General features: G+C 65.2%; 22 protein-coding genes. 14 read left to right on the forward strand and 8 right to left on the reverse strand.

What is annotated here, in order from left to right; genetic code table 11:
- Positions 1 to 85: 85 nt before the first annotated feature.
- On the reverse strand, positions 86 to 787 hold the full coding sequence (locus tag C7I55_RS23890; RefSeq protein ID WP_106515546.1) for a response regulator transcription factor: 702 nt from the start codon (positions 785 to 787) through the stop codon (positions 86 to 88).
- Between the two features lie 193 nt (positions 788 to 980).
- Here C7I55_RS23890 and pncA point away from each other — a divergent pair, with 193 nt between their 5' ends.
- Positions 981 to 1,619, forward strand: a complete 639-nt coding sequence (gene pncA / locus C7I55_RS23895; protein ID WP_106515547.1) for a bifunctional nicotinamidase/pyrazinamidase — start codon at positions 981 to 983, stop codon at positions 1,617 to 1,619.
- A 15-nt stretch (positions 1,620 to 1,634) separates the two neighbouring features.
- On the opposite strand, the gene C7I55_RS23900 is transcribed toward pncA, so the two are convergent.
- Positions 1,635 to 2,246, reverse strand: coding sequence for a flavodoxin family protein (locus tag C7I55_RS23900; protein WP_106515548.1), 612 nt, complete (start codon positions 2,244 to 2,246; stop codon positions 1,635 to 1,637).
- A 69-nt stretch (positions 2,247 to 2,315) separates the two neighbouring features.
- Between C7I55_RS23900 and C7I55_RS23905 the strand changes: the two genes are divergently transcribed.
- Entirely contained in the window at positions 2,316 to 2,639 is a 324-nt protein-coding gene (locus C7I55_RS23905) for a DUF6894 family protein (protein ID WP_106515549.1), read from the forward strand.
- 39 nt (positions 2,640 to 2,678) lie between these two features.
- Here C7I55_RS23905 and C7I55_RS28320 read toward each other — a convergent pair whose 3' ends face one another.
- From C7I55_RS28320 to C7I55_RS23920, 3 genes are all read right to left on the reverse strand, one after another.
- Positions 2,679 to 2,840, reverse strand: coding sequence for a hypothetical protein (locus C7I55_RS28320; protein ID WP_158266564.1), 162 nt, complete (start codon positions 2,838 to 2,840; stop codon positions 2,679 to 2,681).
- Positions 2,841 to 3,039: 199 nt separating this feature from the next.
- Complete coding sequence (locus tag C7I55_RS23915; protein ID WP_106515551.1) at positions 3,040 to 5,145, reverse strand: response regulator; 2,106 nt, start codon at positions 5,143 to 5,145, stop codon at positions 3,040 to 3,042.
- 1 nt (position 5,146) lies between these two features.
- Positions 5,147 to 10,540, reverse strand: coding sequence for a HAMP domain-containing protein (locus tag C7I55_RS23920; protein ID WP_106515552.1), 5,394 nt, complete (start codon positions 10,538 to 10,540; stop codon positions 5,147 to 5,149).
- Between the two features lie 210 nt (positions 10,541 to 10,750).
- Between C7I55_RS23920 and C7I55_RS23925 the strand changes: the two genes are divergently transcribed.
- Genes C7I55_RS23925 through C7I55_RS23935 form a run of 3 tightly spaced genes read left to right on the forward strand, consistent with a single transcriptional unit; the run spans position 10,751 to position 11,662 of the window.
- Complete coding sequence (locus C7I55_RS23925; RefSeq protein WP_106515553.1) at positions 10,751 to 11,119, forward strand: hypothetical protein; 369 nt, start codon at positions 10,751 to 10,753, stop codon at positions 11,117 to 11,119.
- A gap of 2 nt (positions 11,120 to 11,121) precedes the next feature.
- Positions 11,122 to 11,397 (forward strand): DUF5985 family protein, encoded by a 276-nt coding sequence (locus C7I55_RS23930; protein ID WP_106515554.1) that lies wholly within the window; start codon positions 11,122 to 11,124, stop codon positions 11,395 to 11,397.
- Between the two features lies 1 nt (position 11,398).
- Positions 11,399 to 11,662, forward strand: coding sequence for a DUF5985 family protein (locus C7I55_RS23935; RefSeq protein WP_106515555.1), 264 nt, complete (start codon positions 11,399 to 11,401; stop codon positions 11,660 to 11,662).
- A gap of 71 nt (positions 11,663 to 11,733) precedes the next feature.
- Here the strand turns inward: C7I55_RS23935 and C7I55_RS27865 are convergent, their stop codons facing one another.
- On the reverse strand, positions 11,734 to 11,910 hold the full coding sequence (locus C7I55_RS27865) for a hypothetical protein (RefSeq protein ID WP_158266565.1): 177 nt from the start codon (positions 11,908 to 11,910) through the stop codon (positions 11,734 to 11,736).
- 83 nt (positions 11,911 to 11,993) lie between these two features.
- Here C7I55_RS27865 and glnE point away from each other — a divergent pair, with 83 nt between their 5' ends.
- The 4 genes from glnE (at position 11,994) to C7I55_RS23955 (ending at position 18,408) form a co-directional block, all read left to right on the forward strand.
- The gene (gene glnE / locus C7I55_RS23940) at positions 11,994 to 14,705 is read left to right on the forward strand and encodes a bifunctional [glutamate--ammonia ligase]-adenylyl-L-tyrosine phosphorylase/[glutamate--ammonia-ligase] adenylyltransferase (protein WP_233222388.1); all 2,712 of its coding nucleotides are present in this window, start codon (positions 11,994 to 11,996) and stop codon (positions 14,703 to 14,705) included.
- A 16-nt stretch (positions 14,706 to 14,721) separates the two neighbouring features.
- Positions 14,722 to 15,186, forward strand: a complete 465-nt coding sequence (locus C7I55_RS23945) for a peroxiredoxin (protein WP_106515556.1) — start codon at positions 14,722 to 14,724, stop codon at positions 15,184 to 15,186.
- A 24-nt stretch (positions 15,187 to 15,210) separates the two neighbouring features.
- Positions 15,211 to 16,197, forward strand: coding sequence for a ribonuclease Z (locus tag C7I55_RS23950; RefSeq protein ID WP_106515557.1), 987 nt, complete (start codon positions 15,211 to 15,213; stop codon positions 16,195 to 16,197).
- Positions 16,198 to 16,359: 162 nt separating this feature from the next.
- Positions 16,360 to 18,408, forward strand: a complete 2,049-nt coding sequence (locus tag C7I55_RS23955) for a TonB-dependent receptor (RefSeq protein ID WP_106515558.1) — start codon at positions 16,360 to 16,362, stop codon at positions 18,406 to 18,408.
- A 3-nt stretch (positions 18,409 to 18,411) separates the two neighbouring features.
- Here the strand turns inward: C7I55_RS23955 and phhA are convergent, their stop codons facing one another.
- Positions 18,412 to 19,233 (reverse strand): phenylalanine 4-monooxygenase, encoded by an 822-nt coding sequence (gene phhA / locus C7I55_RS23960; RefSeq protein WP_106515559.1) that lies wholly within the window; start codon positions 19,231 to 19,233, stop codon positions 18,412 to 18,414.
- A 520-nt stretch (positions 19,234 to 19,753) separates the two neighbouring features.
- Between phhA and aroF the strand changes: the two genes are divergently transcribed.
- The 5 genes from aroF (at position 19,754) to C7I55_RS23985 (ending at position 24,859) form a co-directional block, all read left to right on the forward strand.
- Positions 19,754 to 20,770 (forward strand): 3-deoxy-7-phosphoheptulonate synthase, encoded by a 1,017-nt coding sequence (aroF, locus tag C7I55_RS23965; RefSeq protein ID WP_106515560.1) that lies wholly within the window; start codon positions 19,754 to 19,756, stop codon positions 20,768 to 20,770.
- A complete protein-coding gene (locus C7I55_RS23970) occupies positions 20,767 to 22,320 on the forward strand; it encodes an anthranilate synthase component 1 (RefSeq protein ID WP_158266566.1) in 1,554 nt (517 codons plus the stop codon). Before aroF ends, C7I55_RS23970 begins: the two co-directional genes overlap by 4 nt.
- A complete protein-coding gene (locus tag C7I55_RS23975) occupies positions 22,317 to 22,913 on the forward strand; it encodes an anthranilate synthase component II (RefSeq protein ID WP_106515562.1) in 597 nt (198 codons plus the stop codon). The genes C7I55_RS23970 and C7I55_RS23975 overlap by 4 nt, the downstream gene beginning before the upstream one ends.
- Positions 22,914 to 22,964: 51 nt before the next feature.
- Positions 22,965 to 23,774, forward strand: coding sequence for a ferritin-like domain-containing protein (locus C7I55_RS23980; protein WP_106515563.1), 810 nt, complete (start codon positions 22,965 to 22,967; stop codon positions 23,772 to 23,774).
- A gap of 137 nt (positions 23,775 to 23,911) precedes the next feature.
- Positions 23,912 to 24,859, forward strand: coding sequence for a M23 family metallopeptidase (locus C7I55_RS23985; RefSeq protein WP_106515564.1), 948 nt, complete (start codon positions 23,912 to 23,914; stop codon positions 24,857 to 24,859).
- A gap of 230 nt (positions 24,860 to 25,089) precedes the next feature.
- Here the strand turns inward: C7I55_RS23985 and purC are convergent, their stop codons facing one another.
- On the reverse strand, positions 25,090 to 25,866 hold the full coding sequence (gene purC / locus C7I55_RS23990; protein ID WP_106515565.1) for a phosphoribosylaminoimidazolesuccinocarboxamide synthase: 777 nt from the start codon (positions 25,864 to 25,866) through the stop codon (positions 25,090 to 25,092).
- Between the last annotated feature and the right edge of the window lie 36 nt (positions 25,867 to 25,902).

Below are 25,902 nucleotides of genomic sequence, written 5' to 3' on the forward strand. Positions count from 1 at the left end.
TCCCTCTGAGGGCGGGCCGCCGGAAGCGGCCGGATGAGGTCGAGGATCGGGGGCGTGCCGGCTGCGGCGTGCCCCGAAAGGCCGGTCAGGCGGCGAGGAGCCGGTGCTCCTGCTCCGGCTCGCGCAGCACATAGCCGCGGCCGCGCAGGGTGCCGATATAGCTTTCGCCGCTGGTCGAAACCGAGAGCTTCTTGCGCAGGCGGCAGATGTAGACGTCGATCACCTTGCTGATCGGCTCATCCATGTGGCCGTACACGTGATCGAGGAAGGTTTCCTTGGTGATCGGGCGGCCTTGGCGCAGGGCCAGCAGCTCGAGCACCGAATATTCCTTGGCAGTGAGATCGACGCGGGCGCCGTCGAGCTCGACCGTCTTGCCGTCGAGGTCGATGGCAAGACCGCCGACGCGAACGGTGCGGTCGGCATGGCCCGACGAGCGGCGAACCAGGGCGCGGAGGCGCGCGGCGAGCTCGCTGCGATGGAACGGCTTCACGACATAATCGTCGGCGCCATGACCGAAGGCCGAGACCTTGGCGTCGGTCGCCTCGACCGCGCTCAGCACCAGGATGGGGGTCTTGACCTTGGCGCCGCGGATCTTCTTGATCAGATCGAACCCGTGAAGATCGGTGAGGTTGAGTTCGGTGACGATCACGCTGAATTCGAAGGAGCGGGCGAGATCGAGAGCGTCTTCGCCATCGGCGACCGCCTCGACATTGAATCCCTCGGCGCGCATCGACAATTCGATACGGTTACGCATCACGGCATCGGGCTCGACAACAAGTATACGCATCTTGCACCTCTGGGATCGACTTGTTTCTGGAGGAGCCCGACCCGGCTGGTCGATCACTCCCGATGAGGTGCTAGATGCCTTTTCAGCCGTTAACGGGTAAGCGCGGAAATCTACTCTAAGGGGTAGTGCGTACACTGCTGGCGGGGCTCGCGCGGGGCCGCTAAGCGGAGCCTGGACCAACAAGGAAGCTTATGTGATCGATCTAGACGTCCGCCCGACCGACGCGCTTGTAGTCGTCGATCCGCAGAACGATTTCTGCCCCGGAGGTGCGCTCGCGGTCGCCGGCGGCGACGAGATCATGGCAGGCATCGCAACGCTCGCCGATCGCTTCGCGCTGGTCGTGATCACGCAGGATTGGCATCCGCGCACGCACACATCCTTCGCCAGCAACCATCCTGGCGGGGTGCCGTTCGGGACGGCCGAGATGCCCTACGGAAATCAGGTGCTGTGGCCCGATCATTGCGTGCAGGCGACGGCCGGAGCCGATTTTCATCCCGCGCTGAAAAGCGCCGTCGACCGGGCGCATTTGATCCTGCGCAAGGGCTATAATCCCGGCGTCGACTCCTATTCGGCCTTTTACGAAAACGATCGCCGTACTGCGACCGGCCTCGCCGGATATTTACGCGACAAAAAGGTCGATCGCTGCATCTTCGTCGGCTTGGCCTACGATTTCTGCGTGGCTTACTCCGCGCTCGATGCGGTTCGTGAGGGATTCGCCGCATCGATCGCCAAGAACCTCACCCGCGCGATCGCGATGCCTGCGGGCGAGGGGCGAACGACCGTGGACGAGGCGGAGCGGCAGTTCGGCGAGGCCGGAGTCGTGGTGATCTGATCTCGGCTGTGCTGCTCAAGAGCCTGGATACGGCATTCCCTTGAGCAACCCCGCAAGATGCGCCGCGTTCGACGCCAGCATCGCGGCCGTCGAGGCGACAGCCTCTGGGACTTCGGGCAGATCCTTGAAGTCGGTCTTCGCCATTGCCTCGCCGACCCAGTAGCAGGCGCCGGCGGCCGGGATCGTCCAGCCGACGTCGTTCAGAGCCTGGAAGAGATCCGCGGTGATGCGATGGGCGCCGTCCTCGTTGCCGACGATCGCGGCGACCGCGACCTTGCCGGAACTCGGGGTACGGCCCTGGTCGTCGGTTTCGCTCAAGAAGGCGTCCATTCGCTCGAGCGCGCGCTTGGCGACGCTCGACATCTGTCCGAGCCAGATCGGCGTGCCGAAGATCAGGATGTCGGCGGCGAGAATGCGGCGACGGATGTCGGGCCAGGCATCGCCCTCGCCGGCGTCGGATTCGACGCCGGGCTTCACGTCGTGATCGACGAGGCGGATGGTTTCGGTCAAGGTTACCTCGTGGCGGGCGAGCGCCGAAGCGATCAAGCCGATCATCTTGTCGGTCGACGAATCCTCGTCGGTGCGTGGCTTGAGACTGCAGTTGAGGGCGATCGCCGTCAGCGTCATCGAGCATCTTCCTTGTTTGGTAGGGCCGGAACGATGTTCCGCTGCCGTCTCATCTGCCAACGAAGACGCATGCGTGTCGATCCGTATCCGCTCGGTACCCAGTCCAAAGCCCGTAGCCGACGCGTGATGGAGAACTTGGCACGTCCGCGCGTTGAGCAGCATGTGCCGCGTTATTATTTCAACGTCTGCTGTGATCGTTTCGAGGCCACCGACGTGGTGGGCGAATATTGTCGTGATCAAGGGGCTGCGCATCAGGAAGCGCTGCGCGCCGCGCGCGCCATCGTTCGCAAGCAACTGCTCGCCGAAGACCTGCCCCAGCACGGCTGGATCGAGGTGGAGGACGAGCGACACGAGACAATCCTCCGTGTTCCGCTACGCTCCGTCGCCTATTGAGGCAGTGCAACGGCGAACGATCTCGTCCGAAGTGGAGACTCAGTCTTCGCCTTCGCGTTCGCGCCGATGGCGGTTCAGCATGTCTTCCGACTGATCGAGAAGCTGCTGCGTCTTTTCAATGCTTTCGCGCAGTTCGCGTTGGCTCTGCTCGACCTCGCGGGCTTGCCGCGCGCGCAGTTCTTTCCGACTTTCCGTGGTCACCTTGCTCGGCTCTTGTCCTCCGATTCGGACCAAATCTTAGCTTCCTCGCGTAGTCGAAGGAAGGCACAGATGGGGTGTTCCCGTTGGAACCCTCTTTGAGAAGCTTCGTTCAGCCAGTCCCCCCCGGGTGATCAGGACCTCCCCCACCCACTGATCACCACCAGCCCCGGCCCTCACAAGGGCTGGGGCTTTTCACTTTTCAGGAGTGCGTGGCGATCGGCTGCGCTGCGACAAGGGGGCCGCCGGCGATCGTTCCTGCGACCGCGTTACTGAGCTGATCCGGCGTGAACGGCTTCGATAGCACCAGCACATTGTCCGGCCGCTTGGCGATCGATTGCGCGTCGGCATAGCCGGTGATGATGATCGCCGGCAGATCCGGCCGACGCTCCCGAACCTGGCGTATGACCTCGGCACCGGAGACATGCGGCATCGCGTAATCGGTGATCAGCAGATCATAGTCTGCGCCGCTTTCGTCGAGCAAAGCCAGGACGTCGCGGCCATCGGCGGCCTCGACTACCCGGTGTCCGAAATCAGTCAAAAGGGCGGAGGTGGTGGCCCGAACTCCCTCATGATCGTCGATCAGCAGAATGCGCAAGGCCTTCGATGCCTTCTCGGTGCCAGTACGGTGCTGACCATCGTCAGCCGCGGACATTCGTTCGGCGGCGGCGCGCGGCAACCAGATTTCAGCGCGGGTGCCGACACCGACCTCGCTCTCCATGCGAAAGGCACCTCCGGATTGCTTGGCGAACCCGTAGACCATCGACAGGCCAAGGCCCGTGCCCTTGCCGACCTCTTTGGTGGTGAAGAACGGCTCCATCACCTGCTCAAGCAGTTCGGGCGTGATTCCGCAGCCGGTGTCGGAGACCGTCAGCACAACATATTCGCCGGGGGCGAGGCCGTGGTCCGGGTCGGCCGACGTGATCCGATTGGCGGCACGCACCGAGATAGTGCCGCCGTCCGGCATTGCATCGCGAGCGTTGATGATCAGATTCATCAACGCGAGCTCGAGCTGCGCCTGGTCCGCAAACGCGCACCAGAGATCGTCGGTCATTGTCCATTCGAGCTCGACGAGGCCGCCGAGCGTGTGGGCGAGGAGGTCGGTCACCGCCTCGGCCAGCCTTTCGATTTCGATGCACGCTGGTTCAAGCTGCTGGCGACGGGCAAAGGCGAGCAGACGGCCGACTAGGTCGGAGCCCTGCTCGGCGGCACGCTTGGTCATCGTCAGGATCTTAAGATGGTCCTCCGCGAGGGGAACGCGGCGCTCGATCAGACCGAGCCCACCGAGGACGGCGGCCAGCAGATTGTTGAAATCGTGGGCGATGCCGCCGGTCAACTTGCCGATCGCATCCATCTTGCGCGCCTGGACCAGCTGGCTTTCCAGCTCCTTGCGGTCGGTAACGTCGAGCAGGGTGCCGGCATATTCCATCGGCGCGCCTTCGGGGCCGCGCAGCAGCACTGCCTGGTCGAGGAAGTGACGATACTGGCCGTCGGCGCACTGCCAGCGATATTCGACGGCCAGCGAACGCCCATTCGGCCGTCCAGAGATTGCGGCGACGACCCGATCGCGATCATCGGGATGAAGCCGCTCGATCCAGAGCCCCGGGTTGTTCTCCAGCTCTTCGAACTGGTAGCCCGTCAATGCCGAGAAATTGCCCGCGACAAACTTCGGCCGGCGCGGTGCCGCATCGAGCGCCTCGAGATAGAGCGCGATCGGCAGCGACTGGATGATCGCGGCCTGACGCTGCTCGGCAAGCCGGAGCTCCTGCTCGACCCGAAGCCGTTCGGCATTGGCGCGCAGATTGGCGTCGAGCAAAGCCTGCTCCTGCCGCGCCTTGCGCTGGATCTCCTTTCGCATCGCGAACAGATCGACGAACACCGCCACCTTGGAGCGCAAGACGACCGGATCGACCGGTTTGAAGACGTAATCGACCGCGCCCATCGAATAGCCGCGGATGAGGTGCTCGTTTTCCTTGTTCACGGCCGAGAGGAAGACGATCGGGATGCGCTTGGTCTGCTCGCGGCTGCGGATGATCTGCGCCGTTTCATAACCGTCGATGCCGGGCATGTAGACGTCCAGCAGGATGACCGCGAAATCGCCCTTGAGGAGGTGCCGCAGCGCCTCCTCGCCGGAACGGGCCTCGACGATCTCGCCGACATCCTCGAGCACGGTGCGGACGGCGAGCAGGTTGCGCTCGTCGTCGTCGACGACGAGGACACGCGGTCGCTCCGCCGGCTCCTCGCCGGGCAGAATCGTGCCGTTTGCCGGCAATGGCTCCGGGGAACCGATGGAGATGCGTACGCTCATCCTACTCCGCCGGGTTCAGGCTGTCGGCACCGGCCGGCCGCACGTTTTCACGCGAGCGCGCGATCCAGACGCGAAGCAGCGCCAGCAACAGATCGATATCGACCGGCTTCGCAATATAGTCGGACGCGCCGGCGTCGAGACATTTTTGCCGGTCGCCCTTCATCGCCTTGGCCGTCACGGCGATCAGCGGCACTTCCGCCAGCGCCGGGCGCCTGCGGATCTGCTGCATGGTCTCATAGCCGTCCATCTCCGGCATCATGATGTCGATCAGCGCGATGTCGATCCCGGGCGTCTGCTCCAGGATGACGATGCCGTCCTTGCCGCGCTCGGCGTGGAGGACCTCGACGTCGTAGCTCTCCAGCACGCTCGTCAGCGAGTAGATGTTGCGGATGTCGTCGTCGACGATGAGGATCTTGGCGCCGGCGAGTTCCGGAACCGCGCGCGCAGTCGAGACGGCACGCGAAGACGGTGCCTCATCGGTCAGGATCTCGAGCATCGGAGTCGCCGTGCGGATATGCGCCGAAAGATCGCGGAACACCTGGGCGAGAGCTTCCTGATCGGCCGGCTTCTCGGTGATCCCGAACGCCCCCATGTCGATCACCGAACTCAACTTGTCCGCACCGGAGATGACGTGGATCGGCACATGGCTGGTCTGCGAATCGTGCTTCAGCAAATCGAGCAACACGAAACCGTCGATGTCGGAGAGCCCGAGATCGAGGGTGATGGCATCGGGTTGCAGCTTGCGCGCCATCGCCAGGGTTCCCGCGCCGGCGGTCGACACCACCCCCTTGAGGCCGGCCGAACGAGCGAGATCGAGCAGGATCGACGCGAAAGTCGCGTCGTCTTCGACGATCAGCACGAACGGATCCTCGCCAAGCGAATCGCGATCGTCGCTGACCTCGAAGCCGGCGGGAAGGGCGCTCGGAACCATCGCGCCGCTGTTGTCGTAGCGGGCGCTGGTGGTCCCGGCGATGGCGACATTCGGCGCCACCGCCTGCATCGGGATGAACAGGGTGAAGGTCGATCCTTCGCCGGGCTTCGACCGCACCTGAAGCTCGCCGCCGAGCAGGCGCGCGATCTCGCGGCTGATCGAGAGGCCGAGACCGGTGCCGCCATATTTGCGGCTGGTGGTGCCGTCGGCCTGCTGGAACGCTTCGAAGATCAGCTTTTGCTTGTCCTCGGGGATGCCGATTCCGGTGTCGGTGACGGCGATCGAGATCGCCTTGTCGGCACCGCGGAGAACCGGGTGGTTGGGGCTCCAGCCGCTCTTCGCAGCCTTGACCGCAAGGGTGACGCTGCCCTGCGCGGTGAACTTGAAGGCGTTGGAAAGGAGGTTGAGCACGATCTGCTGCAGCCTCTTCTCGTCGGTGCGGATCGTCGACGGCAGGCTGCCGTCGAAATCGACGTTGAAGTCGAGGTTCTTGTCGGCGGCGAGCTGGCGGAAGGTCCGCTCCATATGCTGTTTCAACGTGCTCATCGGCATCTCGCCGACCTCGATCGACACCGTACCGGATTCGATCTTCGACAGATCGAGGATGTCGTTGATCAGGCTGAGCAGATCCGAGCCGGCGGAGTGGATGGTGCGAGCGAAATCGGTCTGTTTCTCGTTGAGGTTGCCCTGCGGGTTGTCGGCCAGCAGCTTAGACAGGATGAGCAGCGAGTTGAGCGGCGTCCGGAGCTCGTGCGACATGTTCGCCAGGAATTCGGACTTGTACTTGGAGGTGAGGGCGAGCTGCTCGGCCTTCTCCTCCACCGCGCGGCGGGCCATCTCGATCTCGATGTTCTTGGCCTCGACCTGCTTCTTCTCGTTCTCGAGCAGCTGCGCCTTTTCCTGAAGCTCCTCGTTGGTGGCGTGCAGCTCTTCCTGCTTGGTGGTGAGTTCGGTCTGGCGCGCCTGCAGCTCCTGAGTGAGCAGCTGCGACTGCTTGAGAAGGCCCTCGGTGCGCATGGTCGCGGCGATCGTGTTCAACACGATGCCGACGGATTCCATCAGCTGATCGAGGAAGCTCTGGTGGGTCTCGTTGAAGTCGCTGAACGAGGCAAGCTCGATCACCGCCTTCACCTCGTCTTCGAACAGAGCGGGCAGGATGGCGACGCTGGCCGGCTTGGCGTGGCCGAGGCCGGAGCCGATGCGGATGAATTCGCCCGGCACTTCCTTGAGCACGATCGGGCGCTTGTCCGCGGCGGCCTGGCCGACCAGGCCTTCGCGCAGCTTGAACTCGCGCTTCAGCTCGTCGCTATTCTCGGCGCCGTAGCTGGCGACAAGCTCCATCTTGGCTTCTTCTTCCTCGCGCTTGGTGACGTAGAACACGCCATATTGGGCGTTCACCAGGGGTGCGAGCTCGGACATGATCAGGTTCGACACGGTGGTGAGATCGCGCTCGCCCTGGAGCATGCGTGAGAAGCGGGCGAGGTTGGTCTTGAGCCAATCCTGCTCGGCATTCTTGAGCGTCTGATCCTTGAGGTTGCGGATCATCTCGTTGATCGTGTCCTTGAGCGCCGCCATCTCGCCCGAGGCTTCCACCGCGATGGATCGGGTAAGATCGCCCTTGGTCACGGCGGTCGCCACGTCGGCGATCGAACGCACCTGGTTGGTCAGGTTGGCGGCGAGCTGGTTCACGTTGTCGGTGAGATCGCGCCACAGGCCGGCGGCGCCGGGCACGCGCGCCTGGCCGCCGAGCCGGCCTTCGATGCCGACCTCGCGGGCCATGTTGGTCACCTGGTCACCGAAGGTCGACAGGGTCTCGATCATGAAGTTGATTGTCTCGGCCAGCGCGGCGATTTCGCCCTTGGCGTCCACGGTCAGCTTGCGGCGGAGGTTGCCCTGCGCCACCGCGGTGACGACGTCAGCGATGCCGCGCACCTGGTTGGTGAGGTTGGTCGCCATCAAATTGACGTTGTCGGTCAGATCCTTCCAGGTTCCGCCGACGCCCGGCACCTGCGCCTGGCCGCCCAATTTGCCCTCGGTTCCGACTTCGCGGGCCACGCGGGTCACTTCCGATGCGAACGAGTTGAGCTGATCGACCATGACGTTGATCGTGTCCTTGAGCGCGAGAATCTCGCCCTTCACGTCCACGGTGATCTTCTTGGACAAGTCGCCCCGCGCCACGGCGGTGGTCACGTCGGCGATGTTGCGCACCTGGCCGGTGAGGTTGGCGGCCATCAGATTGACGTTGTCGGTCAGATCCTTCCAGGTGCCGGCGACGCCGCGCACCTGCGCCTGGCCGCCGAGCTTGCCTTCGGTGCCGACCTCGCGCGCCACGCGCGTCACTTCGGAGGCGAAGCCGTTGAGCTGATCGACCATCGTGTTGATGGTGTTCTTGAGCTCGAGAATCTCGCCCTTCACGTCGACGGTAATCTTCTTGGACAGATCGCCCAATGCCACGGCGGTCGTCACTTCGGCGATGTTGCGGACCTGGCCGGTGAGGTTCGCGGCCATGGCGTTGACGTTGTCGGTGAGATCCTTCCAGGTGCCGCCGACGCCTTCCACCTGCGCCTGGCCGCCGAGCTTTCCTTCCGAGCCGACTTCGCGGGCCACGCGGGTCACTTCCGATGCGAACGAATTGAGCTGGTCGACCATCACGTTGATGGTGTTCTTGAGCTCGAGGATCTCGCCCTTCACGTCGACGGTGATCTTCTTCGACAAGTCGCCGCGCGCAACGGCGGTGGTCACCTCGGCGATGTTGCGGACCTGGCCGGTAAGGTTGCCGGCCATCAGATTCACGTTGTCGGTGAGATCCTTCCAGGTGCCGGCGACGCCTTCGACCTGCGCCTGGCCGCCGAGCTTGCCTTCCGAGCCGACCTCGCGCGCCACGCGGGTCACTTCGGACGCGAAGCCGTTGAGCTGGTCCACCATGGTGTTGATGGTGTTCTTGAGTTCCAGGATCTCGCCCTTCACCTCGACGGTGATCTTCTTGGACAAGTCGCCGCGCGCCACGGCGGTGGTCACTTCGGCGATGTTGCGGACCTGGCCGGTGAGGTTGGCGGCCATAAGATTGACGTTGTCGGTGAGATCGGCCCATGTGCCGGCGACCCCAGGCACCTGCGCCTGGCCGCCGAGCTTGCCTTCGGTGCCGACCTCGCGCGCCACGCGGGTCACTTCGGACGCGAAGCCGTTGAGCTGGTCGACCATGGTATTGATGGTGTTCTTGAGCTCGAGGATCTCGCCCTTCACGTCGACGGTGATCTTCTTGGAAAGATCGCCGCTGGCGACGGCGGTGGTCACCTCCGCGATGTTGCGGACCTGGCCGGTGAGATTGTCGGCCATCAGATTCACGTTGTCGGTCAGATCCTTCCAGGTTCCGCCGACGCCCGGCACCTGTGCCTGTCCGCCGAGCTTGCCCTCGGTGCCAACTTCGCGGGCCACGCGGGTCACTTCGGACGCGAAGCCGTTGAGCTGATCCACCATGGTGTTGATGGTGTTCTTGAGCTCGAGGATCTCGCCCTTCACGTCGACGGTGATCTTCTTGGACAAGTCGCCGCGCGCCACCGCGGTGGTCACTTCGGCGATGTTGCGCACCTGACCGGTGAGGTTCGCGGCCATCAGGTTGACGTTGTCGGTGAGATCCGCCCAGGTGCCGGCGACTCCGGGCACCTGCGCCTGGCCGCCGAGCTTTCCTTCGGTGCCGACCTCGCGCGCGACGCGGGTCACTTCCGAGGCGAAGGCATTGAGCTGATCGACCATCGTGTTGATGGTGTTCTTCAGTTCGAGGATCTCGCCCTTCACCTCCACGGTGATCTTCTTGGAAAGATCGCCCGAGGCCACGGCGGTGGTCACCTCGGCGATGTTGCGGACCTGCCCGGTCAGGTTGGTCGCCATCGCGTTGACGTTGTCGGTAAGGTCCTTCCAGGTGCCGGCGACGCCCTTCACATTGGCCTGGCCGCCGAGCTTGCCTTCGGTGCCGACCTCGCGCGCCACGCGCGTCACTTCGGACGCGAACGAGGCGAGCTGCTCCACCATGGTGTTGACGATCTTGCCGATGCGCAGGAATTCGCCCCGCAGCGGGCGGCCGTCGATCTCGACCGTCATCGATTGCGACAGATCGCCCTTGGCGACGGCGCCGATGACTCGGGCGACTTCGGCGGTCGGCTGGACCATGTCCTCGATCAGCTCGTTGACCGATCGGATCGCAGTTTCCCAGCCCCCGGTGGCGCTGCGAACGGCGCCGCGCTGGGTAATCTTGCCTTCCTTGCCGACGACCTGGCTGAGACGCTCGAACTCGTGCGTCATCTCCTGGTTGATCGACACGACCTCGTTGAACAGGGTCGCGATCTCGCTATCGACGCCAGAGAGATCCTCGGGCAGGCGCACCGAGAAATCGCCGCGGCGAAGGCTGCGGAGCGCGGTGACGAGTTGGCGGCGGTCGAGGGATTCGCGGCAGGGTTCGGCGTTCACTCAGAGCTCCATGTTCAGCGTCGTTCCCCCCGTGGAATGTTGCACCGGCCCCCCGGTCGGCGATGGCAGCGATCTACATAGCAGAGGATGCCAGCATGGCTTCCAGAATTTTCCCATGCCCTGTCAATCCTTAAGCAGGCATTGCCAGCCCTCGGAAAAGGCGACTAACGGGTTCCCCAGTGCGGCGGCAGAAGGACGGGTCCCGCTTACATGGCCTCACGGGACGAACTATCGCGTTTCATCCGGTCGAGCTTCCGCTCGGTCTGGTCGCTCGAGCTGCTTCTCCTGGTGAAGCGGGATTCAAGGCGGTGGACCCATGCAGAGGTGGTATCGGCGCTCAGGGGAAGCGATCTGGTGGTCAGCCAGAGCGTCGAGTGGTTGTCCGCGGCCGGACTGGTGATCGAGGAGGATGACGGTGCCGTCGCTTACGGGCCGGTGTCGGACGATCTTGCTGCGCTCGTCGAAGCGACGGAGGCCCTTTACGCGCGCCGTCCCGATGCCGTGCGGCGGATGATCGTGGCGGCCTCTACCGGCGGTCTCGCCGCTTTCGCCGACGCGTTCCGGCTCAGGAAGGATTGACCATGTACGAGGTCTTCCCGGCGATCGTCTATCTGCTGTGCTTCGCGACCAGTGCCGCTTGCGCCTGGCTGCTGATTCGCTCCTATCGGCAGAGCGGCGCGCGGCTGCTTCTGTGGAGCGCGCTCTGCTTCCTGCTTCTGGCGGCCAACAATCTGGTTGTGGTGTTCGATCTCCTGATCCTCAGGGACGTGGATCTGCGGATAGCCCGGCAATTGCTGGCCGTCGCCGCGGTTTCGATCCTGCTGTTCGGGTTTGTCTGGGATCTGGAGGAGGAATGAGATGACGATCCTCAATTTCCTCGCCGGGGCCGCGACCTTCGGCTTCTTCCTCGCTGGCCTGTTCTTCCTGCGATTCTGGAAGAAGACCGCGGACAGTCTGTTCCTGTCGTTCGCCGCCGCCTTCTTCCTGCTCGGCGTCGGGCAGGCCGCGCTCGCCCTTGCGAACATTCCGGTGGAGGAGCGGAGCTGGCTCTATCTGTTCCGGCTGGCGGCGTTCGCGTTGATCCTCGTGGCGATCATCCGCAAGAACAGACCCGGCGGCTGAAATCTATCGCGCGCAAAAACAAACCCCTCCGGAACCGCCGGAGGGGTTCAGCGATTCACCGCGCGTCGGCCTCAATCGTCGTCGAGGCGGGCGAGCAGATCCTCGAACGTCTTGAGCGACCGGACTTCTCCGTCCATCGCAAAAGCCTGACGGAGCGCACTGCCGACGCCGGCATGAACAGTCGGCGGCGCGACCTTCACAAAGCGCCGTTCGGAAGCATGGACCATGGCTTCATGTCTCGGATTCATTGTATTCACGACCTGAGAACGCCCGGAAGCGAGCAGAGTTGCAAACATTGCGCACCCCCAACGGAACTGATCTGGATTGTGGCTTGAACAACACGGAGGCAAAGGTGGCGATCGACGGGGCATTGGCACGTGCCCGGGCCTGCTCGCCCTTTCTGCGGCTGCAGCTCGATCGGTTCCCGGCGATCGCCGAGGCACTGGAGGCCGGAGAACTCGAACAGGCGCTGAATCGTGCGCGTGCTGCCGGTGCCGAAGCGCCGAATCTCGCCGCAGCGCTTCGGCGAGAGCGAAGCGCGCTGGCCGCGGCGTTGGCCATTGGTGATCTTGCTGGGCTGATACCGTTCGAAGCCCTCGTCACCGAACTCTCGGATCTCGCCGATCGCACGCTGCATCGTGCCGTCGAGGCGGCGATCCTGGAGCGTACGCCGGACGCCGAGCCGCGCGGCTTCACGATCATCGGGCTCGGCAAGCATGGCAGTCGCGAGCTCAATTATTCGTCCGATATCGACCCGCTGTTCCTGTTCGATCCCACGACCCTGCCGCTCAAGCCGCGCGAAGAGGCCGGGCAGGGGGCGGTGCGGATCGGCCAGCGGGTGCTCGAACTGATCCAGAAGCGCGACGGCGAAGGCTATGTCTTCCGCGTCGATCTGCGCCTGCGCCCCTCGTCGGAGGTCACGCCCATCGCGCTGCCGGTCGACGCCGCGATCTCCTACTACGAATCAAGCGCGCTGCCGTGGGAGCGTGCCGCCTTCATCCGCGCCAGGCATGCCGCGGGCGACGCCGCGCTCGGCCGCTATTTCCTGGAGGCCATTCATCCCTTCGTGTGGCGGCGGTCGCTCGATTTCGGTGCGATCGGAGAGCTCCAGTCGATCACGCGCAGGATCCGCGACCATTATTCGCAGGGGCAGAAATTCGGGCCGGGTTACGATCTGAAGCGTGGCCGCGGCGGAATTCGCGAAGTGGAATTCTTCGCCCAGATACATCAGTTGATCCACGGCGGGCGCGACCCCGCGTTGCGTGCCCGGGCGACCCTCGACGCACTTGCGGCGCTCGCGGCCGACGGGCGGATCTCGGGCGAGGAGGCGCTGAACATGGCCGATGCCTACCGGCTGTTCCGCACGATCGAGCATCGCCTGCAGATGGTCGACGATCGCCAGACCCACAGCCTGCCCACCGATCCTGCCGCGCTCGATACTGTGGCGCGCCTCCATGGACTCGAGGATGGGGGGCTGCTTCTCGACGCGCTTCGTCCCCATGTCGATCGGGTCGCCGCCGCCTACACGGCGATGGCGGGCGATCAGGAAGAGCATTTGCCGCTTATCCCGGAAGCGCTCGAGACAAGGCTGGCCGAGATCGGCTTCGCGGCGCCGGGGGAAGCGCGGATGCGGGTGGAACGCTGGCGCTCGGGGAAGGCGCGCTCGCTGCGCACCGCGCCGGCGCGCGAGGCGTTCGAGGCGATGCTGCCGTTGCTGCTCGAAGCCTTTGCGAGGGCGCCCGATCCGATGCGCGCGATGAATCGGTTCGAGGATGTCCTAGAGCGGCTGCCAAGCGGAGTGAATTTCTATCGCTTGCTGCAGGCGCGGCCTGGCCTCACCGCGCACTTGGCCGAGATCCTCAGCCATGCCCCGACCCTGGCCGATCAGCTCGCCCGCCGTCCCGAATTGCTCGACGGGCTGATCGACGCCTCCGCCTTCGATCTGCCACCGCCGCTCGCCGACCAGATCGGCGAGTTCGTCCAGTTCGAGCGCAAGGGCGAGGATTATCAGATGATCCTCGATCGCGTGCGGCGGCTGGTCAACGAACGACGCTTCGCGCTCGGCGTCCAGCTCGTCACGGGCCGCAGCCAGCCGCTCGACATCACCGAAGGCTATGCGCGGGTGGCCGAGGCGGCGCTCAACGTCCTCGCCGATGCGACGATCGCCGAATTCGAAAAGCGGCACGGCAAGGTGCCCGGATCGGAGCTGCTGATCCTTGCGCTGGGACGGTTCGGCGGCGAGGCGCTGACCCATGCGTCCGATCTCGATCTGGTGTATCTGTTCAGCGGCACGCACGAGGCGGAATCCGACGGCGAGAAGCCGCTTCGCGCCACGGATTATTTCAACCGCCTCGCGCCGCGGGTGACTGCCGCGCTGAGCGTGCCGACCGCGGCGGGGCCGCTCTACGAGGTCGATACGCGGCTGCGGCCGTCGGGCCAGGACGGATTGCTCGCGGTCAGCGTCGAAAGCTTCGAACGCTATCAGCGCGAACAAGCCTGGACCTGGGAGCATCTCGCCTTGCTGCGCGCGCGTCCGATTTACGGTTCGGCGGCGGCGCGCGCGGAGCTCAAGGCGGTGATCGACCGTACCTTGCGGCTGCCCCGCGATGCCGCCCAGGTCACCGCCGAGGCGGTGCGCATGCGCCGGGACATCGCGCTGCACAAGCGCTCCGGCGGGCCGTTCGACATCAAGCTCGGGGCGGGCGGGCTCGTCGATCTGGAATTCGCGATCCACACGCTTCAGCTCCGTACCGGCATAGGGCTCGATCCGCATCTCGAAGTCGCGATCGCAGCACTTCGCGATGCTGGCTCGGTCCCGGTCGAGACCGAGGACTGCCTGCGCCTGCTGATCTCGATGCTGGTGATGTTCCGCCTGGTCTCGCCAAATTCGGCGGAGCCGGCCGGGGCGTCACGGCCGCTGGTCGCGCGGGCCTGCGGGCTGGCCGATTGGGATGCGCTGCTTGCAGCGCATGAGCAGGCGCGGCAGAGCGTCTCGGAACTTTGGCGGAGCGTCTCCGCCGCCGCCGCTCCGGCGGAGGACTGATGGAAGGGCACATTCGATGGTGAACGAAGGCGATCTGGTTCCGGACGTGACGCTGGTCAGCGTCGAGGGCAAGGAGATCAGCCCGGCCGATTTCCGCAGCCAGAAGCTCGTCCTCTATTTCTATCCCAAGGACGATACGTCCGGCTGCACCGCCGAGGCGCAGGCGTTCAGCGCGCTTGCCGACGCGTTCGAGGACGCGAATACCTGGGTCCTCGGTATCTCCAAGGACGATGCCAAGAAGCACGCCAAGTTCATCGACAAATACGATCTCAAGGTCCAGCTCGCCACCGACGCCGACGGCTCGGTCTGCGAAGCGTTCGGCACCTGGATCGAGAAATCGATGTACGGCCGCAAATATATGGGGATCGACCGCGCCACCTTCCTGATCGACCGCGACGGCAAGGTGCAGAAGGTCTGGCGCAAGGTTAAGGTTCCCGGCCACGCGGACGAGGTGCTCGAGGCGGCGCGCGCGCTTCCCTGACGGGCAGCGTCGGCGGCTTCGCGCATGCGGCCGAATTTCCATCCGCGGCTGATCAACCCTCGGTTCGGCGATCCCGGCCTGTTCGTCGAACTGCTCCACCGCCGGGAGGCGTTGCTGTTCGATCTGGGCGATCTGTCGCGGCTGCCGGCGCGAGATCTGCTGCGCGTGACCCACGTCTTCGTCACCCACGCCCATATCGATCATTTCATCGGCTTCGATGCGCTGCTGCGGGCGCTGGTCGGGCGGGAGAAACGGGTGGCGATGGTGGGTCCGCGCGGCTTTGCCGAACGGGTCGAGCACAAATTGCTCTCCTACGAATGGGATCTGGTCGAGCGCTACGAAAGCGATCTGGTCTTCGACGTCATCGAACTTCACGACGGCGGCGAAAGGCAGGCGGCGCGCTTTCGCTTCAAGCGTGCTTTCGCGCGCGAGCCATTGGACGTGGACGAAGCGGAAGCCGGCGTGGTGGCCGCTTGTGACGGGTTCACCGTTCGCGCCCGGATCCTGGAGCATCACGGACCGTCGGTCGGCTATGCGGTGCGGGAGCCGACGCACGTCAACATCTGGCGCAACCGGCTGGAGGCGCGGGGGCTTGCGACCGGTCCGTGGCTGCAGGCGCTGAAGCAGGCGGTGCTCGAAGGCGCCGCGGACGACCAGCCGATCCGACTCCCCGATGGCTGCACCGAGCCGCTCGGACGCTTGCGGGATCTTCTGAGCGTCACCGCGGGGCAGACGATCGCCTACGTCACCGATGTCGCCGACACGCCGCGCAATCGCTCCGACATTGCAGAGCTTGTCAAGGACGCGGACACGTTGTTCATCGAAAGCCGCTTTTCGGCCCAGGATGGCGAACAGGCGCAGCAGCGGGCGCACCTTACGACGACGGCCGCGGGCGAAATCGCCCGCAGAGCCGGAGTGCGGCGGGTTGAGCCCTTTCATTTCTCGCCGCGCTACGAGACGCTCGGCGAGCAGCCGATGATCGCCGAGGTGCTCGCCGCCTTTCAGGGCTGAAGCGCGTCCGCTATCGGACAGCCGCCGTCCGGAAGCGGACGCAACGGCCGCACGATCCGGGCTGCCGCCGCCTTGAGGCAGGTGGCACGCATCTTGCGCAAGGGCGGGACAGCGACATCGCGAGCAATCGTGTAAGGGCAGCCGCGAGAAGGGGAGCAGGACGTGGGGACGAAGGCGAGGCTGTTGGCGGCGGCGTGGCTCTTGGGCGCGGCCATGCCCGTGGCGGCGCAGCAGGCCGGCGCGGGTGGGCGCACCGTCTACGAAGCGGCCTACTTCACCCAATATTCCCCATCGAGCGCGCTGGAGATCGTGCGCCGGGTGCCGGGCTTCACCCTCGATCTCGGCAGTCAGGAGGTCCGTGGGTTCGGCCAGGCGGCGGGCAACGTCGTCATCAACGGCAATCGCCCGAGCTCGAAGAGCGACACGCTGGAGACGATCCTCGCTCGAATTCCCGCGAATCGCGTCGCCCGGGTCGAAGTCGGCACCGGCGATCTGTTCGGGTCGGAATTCTCCGGTCGTGCGCAGGTGCTGAACCTGATCCTCACGTCCGCAGGCGGCCTCGCCGGAACGGTGACGGCCACCGCGCGGCGCGATTACACCGGACAGGTCACACCGGAAGGGAGCGTCTCCGCGCTCTATCGCCGCGGCGCGTCCAGTTTCAACCTGTCGGCTGGCTATAACAACGCCCATACGCCCGAAGAAGGCACTGATACCGTGACGGCCTTTTCGAGCGGCGTCGTTACCGAGCGCCGCCGCAAGGTCAACGACATCACCGAGCGCGAGGGCTTCGTGTCCGGATCGTGGGAGCATCAGGGCGGCGTCAATCGTGTCGCGCATTTGAATTTCCGTGCGGAAAAGGAACGGTTCGAACTCGATCAGACCAACGACGTTTTCCCTCTCGACGGGCCGGTGCGGGACGACCGGCTCAGCCAGGACTATCGCACCCGCGAGTTCGAGCTCGGCGGCGACATCACGCGGCCGCTGTGGGGCGGGGCGATCAAGCTGATCGGCCTCGCCACCCGGGTTCACCGGGACGAGGACGAATTCTCGTTCAACCGGATCAAGAGCGAGGTGATCGGCGGCTACGAGCAGACGGTCGAAAGCCAGAGCAACGAGACGCTCGCACGGCTGGTCTGGTCGACCCAGAATGCCGGGGGCTGGAACGTAGAGGCAGGCGTCGAAGGCGTGCTCAACAGCCTCGACAGCGACGTCAATTTGTTTGAAGTCGACGAAAGCGGCGGCCGCACCCGCGTCGACCTTCCAATCGATCAGGCGGTGGTCAAGGAATGGCGCGGCGAGGCCTTCTATAATGCCGGCCGCAGCCTGTCTCCGACGCTTCGGCTCGATTTCGGCTTCACGTTCGAAGCGTCGCGGCTGACGGTGCGGGGCGATACCGAGGCGGAGCGCACCCTGCGTTTCCTGAAGCCGAAATTCGTGCTCGACTGGCGGCCCAAGGGCGCGTGGCATGCCCAGCTCTCGCTGATCCGCACCGTCGCGCAGCTCGATTTCGAAGATTTCATCAGCTCGGCCGAACTGACCAACGACCGGGTCAATGCCGGCAATGCCGATCTCGTACCGCAACGCGCCTGGGAAGGCCTGCTCACCGTCGAACGCACGATCTTCGGCGACGGTCTCGCAAAGATCGAACTCGGCTACAATCGAATCGAGAAGGTCCAGGACCGGGTGCCTACGCCCGAGGGGTTCGATGCGCCGGGCAATCTCGGCACCGGGCGCCAGGCCTTCGTCAAAACGACGGTCGACGTCCCGCTCGCCGGCATCGGCATCAAGGGCGGCCGCATGACCTGGAATTATCGGCTGCAGGACACCTCCGTCGAAGATCCGTACACCCATCGCAACCGGCGATTCTCGGGATTCACCAGCTGGACCTACGATCTCACCTTCCGCCAGGACCTCGGAAAATACGCCTGGAGCGTGACGTACGCCGGCAGCCCGCGGGAGCCTTATTACTGGCGCGACGAGATCGACGCGCCGAACGGGCGGGACCCGTTCATCAACGCTTATGTCGAATATCGTCCGGACCCGGCGACGACGATCACCCTCGGCGCGGACAATGTGTTCAACCGGCCGGGCACGCGCTCCCGCCTGTTCTTCGCCCCGGATCGCTCCAACCCCGATCCGTACGAGCTCGAATTCCGCGAGCGCAACGCGCACGTCACCGGCTATCTGCGCTTCAAGCGCAGCTTCGGCTGATCGTCACGGACGGGCCGGATCGAGGTCGGGCAAGCTCTCGGCTTCACGGTACAAGGAGCCGAGATCCGCGCGCAGGACGGCGTCGAGCAGGGCCTCGAAGCTGTCGACGACGAAATAGCCGGTCTGGAAGGAGTCGCTGCGATAGGTGGTGCGCAGCACCTCCGGGAGCACGAACGGACGCCGCTTCGGCTCGGCACTGTCGAGACTGAAGCGGGACTCGCCGAAGCTCGACAGGATGCCGGCGCCGAAGATGCGCAATGCGCCATCCTCGCGTGCCAGCCCGAACTCGACCGTGTACCAATAAAGCCTGGCAAGGCGGTGCAGCGCGCCCTTGGCGATCGCCTCCAGGCCTTTCGATCCGAGCGCCTGCATGAAGTCGGCGACCGCGGGGAGGGCGAGCAATGGAACGTGACCGAACACGTCGTGGAAGACGTCCGGCTCTTCGAGGTAATCGAGCTGGGCGCGGCTGCGGATGAAATTACCGGCCGGAAAGCGGCGATTGGCAAGATGCTCGAAGAAGATGTCGTCCGGAACGAGCCCCGGCACCGAAACCACGGTCCAGCCCGTCCGCGCGCGGAGGCGGTCGCTAAGCTCGCCGAATTCGGGAATGCCGGGCCGCGACAGGTGCAGCACGTCGAGCCCTTCCTCGAACGCGCGGACAGCGCGGCCGTGGAGCATCTCCTGCTGGCGCGCGAACAGGATGTCCCAGGTCGCATGGTCGCCGGCGGTGAAGCGGTCCCAATGCTGCGGCACCGTCCAGTCTGCGGCGGCGCCCGCAGGCGGGGCCGGCGACGGCGGCGCGGTTTCGGTGAAATCCTTGAACATCTGCGGTCTTCCTCGTGCAAAAAGAAAGACCCCGCCCGGAATGTCCGGACGGGGTCGATTGAAGCGTCGCTGGTGCGATCAGCGCGTCAAATCGGTCCCGTCCCCGGGCGATAATAATAAGCGTAGACGGACGCGCAGGCAGAGGGCGCGGCGGATGCCGAGGCCTTCGTTGCCGGAATGTGCGCAGTGCCGATCATCGTGTGAACCTGACCTTGGAAGCGGCTTTTGTCAAATCTCGAGTGCTGAACGCTCTGCGCCAGGCCCGATGAACCGAGTCTGACGCGCACAGCGCTGTTGACCCTTCTGCCAAGGCGGTTTAGCTATCGTCACGTAATGACCGGCAATTCCGCTCTGTCTTTCGGTTCGACCCTCGGTCTGTGGTGGCGCTGGCCCTCGCAGACTGATTTGGCGCGCCCGTCGACGGAGTAGGCGGAAGACATCGATCTTCCTGTGAGACCCGATCCGAGGCCCGCCCACAAGGCGGGCTTTTTTTTGACCTTCAAACACGGAAAAACCATCGATGATCATCGTTCTCAAGCCGGAAGCTTCCCCCGAAACCGCGCAGGAGCTGCTCGCGCAGATCGAAGCGAAGGGGCTGAAGCCGCTCCACATGCCGGGCAGCGAGCGAGTCGTCCTCGGGGCGCTCGGCGACGAGCGGGTGCTCGCCGAGCTCGCGCTCGAAGGCCATCCCATGGTCGAATCGCTGAAGCCGATTCTCGCCCCCTACAAATTGGTCAGCCGGGAAATGCAGGCCCACGACACGATCGTGCGGCTCGGCAGGGTCGCGGTCGGTGGGCGCGGCTTCACCGTCATCGCCGGGCCGTGCGCGGTCGAGACCGAAAGTCAGATGCGCAACACGGCACGTGCCGCCAAGGCGGCCGGCGCGCACGGCATCCGCGCCGGAGCCTACAAGCCGCGCACCAGCCCCTATGCCTTTCAGGGGCACGGGGTCGAAGGTCTGAAACTGCTTCGCGCCACCGGTGACGAGTTCGACATGCCGGTGGTCACCGAAGTCATGGAAACGGCGGACGTCGAAATCGTCGCCGAATATGCCGATGCCCTCCAGATCGGCGCCCGCAACATGCAGAATTTCTCGCTGCTGAAGGCGGTCGGCCGCTCGAAGAAGCCGGTGGTGCTGAAGCGCGGCATGGCTGCGAAGGTCGAGGATCTGCTGCTCGCCGCCGAGTATCTGCTGGCCGAGGGCAACGACCAGGTGATCCTGTGCGAGCGTGGCATCCGTACGTTCGAGACCGCGACGCGCAACACGCTCGATCTCAACGCGATCCCGTTCATCAAGCAGAAGACGCATCTCCCGGTCCTGGTCGATCCGTCGCACGGCACCGGGGTGCGCGATTTCGTCATTCCGATGGCCCTCGCTGCGGCGGCGTGCGGCGCCGACGGTATCCTCGTGGAGATGCACGAAAATCCCGCGGTGGCGTGGTCCGACGGTGCTCAGTCGCTGTATCCCGAAGGGTTCGAGCGACTGATGGCGAGCCTCGCACCGATCGCGACCGCCGTCGGAAGGCAGATCCAGTGAGCGTTGCTCCGCTATCCGGCGGCAGTGCCAAGGCGCTCACCCGTCGGCTTCATCGCTCGCCCGATCCGCTGTCGCTCTACGCCGCGCTTAGCGATCGCGGCGCCCGCACCGACACCATGCTGCTCGAAACGCTCGCCGGTCCGACCCTGATCATGGATCAGGCGGCGGTTCGGGTGGAATGCCGCGGCCAACGGGTGCTGATCGAAGCGCTCACCCCCGGCGGAGCGCTCGTCCTCGCCACGCTGGAACGCGGCTTCGGCCACTGTGTCGCCGAGCGCGGCGAGCGGCGGCTGGTGCTGCGCTTCGCGCCGCCGGCGGGCGACGATGCCGAAGCTCGTCTGCTCGCCGCCTCGCCGTTCGACGTGCTGCGTGCGCTGTCGACCGGCACCCGCAGCGAGACTCCCGAGGAGCCGTTTACCCTGGCGCTGCTCGGCACCGTGGCCTTCGATCATGTCGATCTGTTCGAGGATCTGCCGGCCCCGGCCGACGATCGGCTCGGCTTTCCCGATTTCATCTTCTGGCTGGCCGAAAGCCTGATCGTCTACGAACAGGGGCTGGCGCCGCGGCTCGTCTGCACCGCTTTCGGATCCGAGGATCCGGAAGAGACCACGCGTGCGCATTTCGGCGCCTCCGAGCGGCTGGCGTCGCTCGCCGCGCGGTGCGAGCGGCCGCTCGACGAGGTCGCTCCGGCGCAGCGGAGCGATCCGGCGGCCGCACAGACCGATCTCGACGACCAAGCCTATGGCGCGGTGGTGGCGCGGATGAAGGAGCACATCCTCGCGGGCGACGTCTATCAGATCGTGCCGTCGCGCACCTTCCGCGCGCCCTGCGCGGATCCGATCGCGGCGTTCGCGGCGGTGCGCCGGCTCGACCGGTCGCCCTACATGTTCTTCATGGCAGCGCCGGAGCATCTCTTGTTCGGCGCTTCGCCCGAGACGTCGGTGCGCATCGTCCGCGAGGAGAAATGGCCGATGGTCGAGGTCAAGCCGATCGCCGGAACCCGGCCGCGGGGCGCCGATGCCGACGAGGACGATCGCATGGAGGCCGATCTCCGACTCGACCAGAAGGAGATCGCCGAGCATATGATGCTGGTCGATCTCGCCCGCAACGATGTCGCACGCGTCAGCATCCCCGGCACGCGCCGCGTTGCCAAACTGATGACGGTCGAGCGCTATGCCCGGGTCATGCACCTCGTCTCCTCGGTCAAGGGTGCGCTGGCGATCGGCTACGATGCGCTCCACGCCCTCCAGGCCTGTCTCAACGTCGGCACCCTCTCGGGCGCGCCCAAGATCAAGGCGACGGAGCTGCTGCGCCTCACCGAACGGACCAAGCGCGGGCCCTATGGCGGCGCGATCGGCTGGCTCAACGGCGAGGGCCTGATGGACACCGGCGTCGTTATCCGTTCGGCGGTGGTGAAAGACGGCGTCGCTTATGTCCGGGCCGGGGCCGGCGTCGTCCACGACAGCGATCCGCAAAAGGAAGCGGACGAGACCCGGCGGAAAGCCTCCGCCATCCTTTCGGCGCTCGGCGCCCCGGAGAAGAGCCAATGACCGCGTCCGTGCTGATGATCGACAATCTCGACAGCTTCACCTTCAACCTCGTGGAGGCGATCGAGCGCCTCGGCGCCAAGGTTCGGGTGCTGCGAAACAGCATCCCCGCCGCCGATGCGCTCGCCGCCGCGGAGCAGAGTGGATCGCATCTTATTCTGTCGCCCGGTCCGGGCCGCCCCGAGGATGCGGGTTGCTGCCTGGAATTGCTCGCGCTCGCCAAGGGCCGCGTGCCTGTGCTCGGGGTCTGTCTCGGCCATCAGGCCATGGTGCTTGAAGCCGGCGGGGACGTCGATCGGGCGCCGGCGCCGGTGCACGGCAAGACGTCGGTGCTGGTTCATGACGGTCAGGGGCCGTTCGAGGGCATCGACGGGCCGGTACAGATCGGCCGCTACCATTCGCTGTGCACTCGCAACATCCCCGGTCGCTTCACGGTGCATGCCGAGACAGAGGGCATGGCGATGGCGATCAGCGATGATGCGGCGTTGCAGACCGGCCTGCAATTCCACCCGGAATCGATCCTCACGCCCCTCGGCAACCGGATTCTGGCCAACATCCTGCTGCGACCGGCGCCGGTTCGGCAACAGGCTGCCTGACAAGGACCTGGCGGGGATGACGGCCGCCCGCCGCCGCGCTAGGCCGCTGAAATGACCGACACCAGCATCGCCGAGGCCTGCCGCGCCGTCCTGCTTGCCGCCAAGCCGCGCGACAAGGTGCGGGCGGCGCGCGAGACGGCGCGCGCCTGGCGGCGCGGGCGGCTGGCGCACGCCTTCGACGTGCCGATGCCGGATCGGCCGGCGCGGCCGGAAAGGCCGGAGCTGCTGCCGGCCTCGCAGATGCCGAAGCGCGGCAAGGGCGGCTCGGAGCGGGGGCGGGTCGCAATGCTGCATGCGCTCGCCCATATCGAGTTCGGCGCCATCGATCTCGCCTTCGACATCGTCGGCCGTTTCGGCGCTGCGTTCCCGCGCGACTTCGTCGACGACTGGATCGGGGTGGGGGCCGACGAAGCGATGCATTTCGCTTTGCTCGACCGGCGGCTGAAAGTCCTCGGCGCGTCCTACGGATCGATGCCGGCCCATGACGGTCTGTGGGAAGCTGCGGAAGCCACAGCCAAGGATGCGCTCGCCCGCCTCGCCGTGGTTCCGATGGTGCTGGAGGCACGGGGGCTGGACGTCACCCCGGCGACGGTGGAGCGCTTCCGAGCTGCCGGGGACGAGCGCTCCGCGGCCATTCTTCTCCGTATATATACGGATGAAATCCGGCATGTCGGGGCCGGCACAAAGTGGTTCGAAGAGGGCTGTGAATCGCAGGGATTCGCCATCGTTCCGCATTGGCAACGACTGGTGCGCACCCACTTTCGCGGCGTTCTGAAGCCGCCGTTCAACGACTCAGCGCGCGGTCAAGCCGGTCTATCCCGGGATTTCTACTCCGCTCTTGCGGTGAAAGGTTATGTTTAACAGTCTCCGGCCACACGTCGCGGGGTGGGCAGCTTCCTTGACGTAACGAGGCCGGGCAGCACGCCCTGCGCTTTGGTTTTGAACGCGAAATTGGACGGCCGGCCTTCGTAGAGGTCAACCGTTCCGGGGACCGATCTGTGCTGACTAAGACAAACAACGCCGGCTGGGGGAACAAGTTCCGCAAGCTCTTCCGTTCGCGGGACATTTTCTTCCACGACGGTGCGACGCTCCGCCGCGTGCGTGTCGGTGCCGGGGTTCAGTTGTCCGCCGCGTTTGCGGCCACCCTCACTCTGTCCTGGTCGGCGTTCGCCGCCGCGCAGCTCGCCTCCGCCGAATTCGGTGCAGCAGAGCCGGTTCGGTCGAGCGCCGAGATCGTTCGCATGGAGCGCGAAGTCCGCGCGATGCAGGCCGATGTCGCCGCGATCAAGGAAGCCGCGCAGAAGCGGTTCCAGATCACCGCGCACGAAGTTCGCAGCCTCGGCCTCGATCCGGCCCGTCTTCAGGATCAAAACGGCGTCGGCGGCCCCTACGAGGCGATCGACGGCAATCGCGCCGATCCGAACTTCAAGGCGCTGTTCATGAGCTGGAAGCAGCTCGACAGCCTGGAGCAGGGCATGATCGCCATCCCGTCGCTCGAGCCGGTGAAGGGAACGCGCTTCACCTCCGGCTACGGCGTCCGCTCCGATCCGTTCAAGGGCCGTGCCGCGATGCACGCCGGCATCGATCTCGCCGGCCCGATCGGCACCCCGATTTACGCCACCGCCGACGGTATCGTTGGGCGCGCTGAATATCATAATGGCGGCTACGGCAATCTCGTCGAGATCGACCATGGCCGGGGCATTCAGACCCGCTACGGCCACCTTTCCAAGTCGATGGTCGCTGCCGGTCAGCGCGTGAAGCGCGGCGACCTGATCGCGCTGATGGGCTCGACCGGACGATCGACCGGCAGCCACCTCCATTACGAAGTCCGCATCGACGGCAAGGCCGTCAACCCGATCCCGTTCATGCAGTCGTCCGATTATCTTCAGTCGGTGCAGCGTCGCGTGTCGAACGTCGCGATCGGTGGCCCGGCCAAGGCCGAATAACCCTTCAGGAGAGAGCCAAAAGGCCAAAGGCCCCGTCGGAAACCGGCGGGGCCTTTTTTTGTCGCTGCGCGCTTGTGCGCATCGGCTCGATTGAGATCCTCCCTGACCAGGGAGGGGATCCGCTCGCGAAGCGAGTGGTGGAGGTGGTCCGGAGACCCTGCAGTGTCCAGGATTGTCGCGACAGGCCTATTCGTCGCCACCGCCCCGAGCAGCGCCCAAGGCGTTCTCCGTTACTTGCCGCGCTTCTGGCGGTGCTGGTCGAGATCGAGCACGCTGTTCTCGCCTTCCGGAAGCAGGCCGAGGCGCCGGGCGACTTCCTGATAGGCTTCGGCTTCGCCGCCGAGATCGCGGCGGAAGCGGTCCTTGTCCAGCTTCTCGTTGGTCTGCATGTCCCAGAGACGGCAGCCGTCGGGGCTGATCTCGTCGGCAAGGATCACGCGTGCGTAATCGTTTTCCCAGATACGGCCGAACTCGAGCTTGAAGTCGACCAGTCGGATACCGATCGCGGCGAACAGGCCGCAGAGGAAATCGTTCACGCGCACCGCCATGTCGGCGATGTCGTTCATCTCTTCCTGACTCGCCCAGCCGAAGCAGGCGATATGCTCGTCGGCGATCAGAGGATCGCCAAGCGCGTCGTCCTTGTAATAATATTCGATGATCGTCCGCGGCAGCTGGGTGCCTTCCTCGATGCCGAGGCGCTTGGACAGCGATCCGGCGGCGACGTTGCGCACCACCACCTCGATCGGGATGATCTCGACCTGGCGGATCAATTGCTCGCGCATGTTGAGCCGGCGAATGAAGTGGGTCGGCACGCCGATAGTCCCGAGCAGGGTGAAGACGTGCTCGGAGATGCGGTTGTTGAGCACGCCCTTGCCCGAGATCGTGCCCTTTTTCTGCGCGTTGAAGGCGGTCGCATCGTCCTTGAAATACTGGATCAGCGTGCCGGGCTCGGGGCCCTCGTAAAGGATCTTGGCCTTGCCTTCGTAGATCTGACGGCGGCGGGACATGTGGTGCGCTCCGGCTGAAAAAGGTGCGCCCCGGAC

The organism is Allosphingosinicella deserti, from assembly GCF_003012735.1.
Lineage (GTDB): Bacteria > Pseudomonadota > Alphaproteobacteria > Sphingomonadales > Sphingomonadaceae > Allosphingosinicella > Allosphingosinicella deserti.

What these genes read in the sequence shown, in the direction of transcription:
- C7I55_RS23900 (WP_106515548.1), bottom strand. Translation starts at nt 2,246, where the DNA reads ATGACGCTGACGGCGATCGCCCTCAACTGCAGTCTCAAGCCACGCACC.
- C7I55_RS23975 (WP_106515562.1), top strand. Translation starts at nt 22,317, where the DNA reads ATGACCGCGTCCGTGCTGATGATCGACAATCTCGACAGCTTCACCTTC.
- C7I55_RS27865 (WP_158266565.1), bottom strand. Translation starts at nt 11,910, where the DNA reads ATGAATCCGAGACATGAAGCCATGGTCCATGCTTCCGAACGGCGCTTT.
- C7I55_RS23925 (WP_106515553.1), top strand. Translation starts at nt 10,751, where the DNA reads ATGGCCTCACGGGACGAACTATCGCGTTTCATCCGGTCGAGCTTCCGC.
- C7I55_RS23915 (WP_106515551.1), bottom strand. Translation starts at nt 5,145, where the DNA reads ATGAGCGTACGCATCTCCATCGGTTCCCCGGAGCCATTGCCGGCAAAC.
- C7I55_RS23890 (WP_106515546.1), bottom strand. Translation starts at nt 787, where the DNA reads ATGCGTATACTTGTTGTCGAGCCCGATGCCGTGATGCGTAACCGTATC.
- C7I55_RS23905 (WP_106515549.1), top strand. Translation starts at nt 2,316, where the DNA reads ATGCGTGTCGATCCGTATCCGCTCGGTACCCAGTCCAAAGCCCGTAGC.
- C7I55_RS23930 (WP_106515554.1), top strand. Translation starts at nt 11,122, where the DNA reads ATGTACGAGGTCTTCCCGGCGATCGTCTATCTGCTGTGCTTCGCGACC.
- purC (WP_106515565.1), bottom strand. Translation starts at nt 25,866, where the DNA reads ATGTCCCGCCGCCGTCAGATCTACGAAGGCAAGGCCAAGATCCTTTAC.
- aroF (WP_106515560.1), top strand. Translation starts at nt 19,754, where the DNA reads ATGATCATCGTTCTCAAGCCGGAAGCTTCCCCCGAAACCGCGCAGGAG.
- C7I55_RS23935 (WP_106515555.1), top strand. Translation starts at nt 11,399, where the DNA reads ATGACGATCCTCAATTTCCTCGCCGGGGCCGCGACCTTCGGCTTCTTC.
- phhA (WP_106515559.1), bottom strand. Translation starts at nt 19,233, where the DNA reads ATGTTCAAGGATTTCACCGAAACCGCGCCGCCGTCGCCGGCCCCGCCT.
- C7I55_RS23945 (WP_106515556.1), top strand. Translation starts at nt 14,722, where the DNA reads ATGGTGAACGAAGGCGATCTGGTTCCGGACGTGACGCTGGTCAGCGTC.
- C7I55_RS23980 (WP_106515563.1), top strand. Translation starts at nt 22,965, where the DNA reads ATGACCGACACCAGCATCGCCGAGGCCTGCCGCGCCGTCCTGCTTGCC.
- C7I55_RS23950 (WP_106515557.1), top strand. Translation starts at nt 15,211, where the DNA reads ATGCGGCCGAATTTCCATCCGCGGCTGATCAACCCTCGGTTCGGCGAT.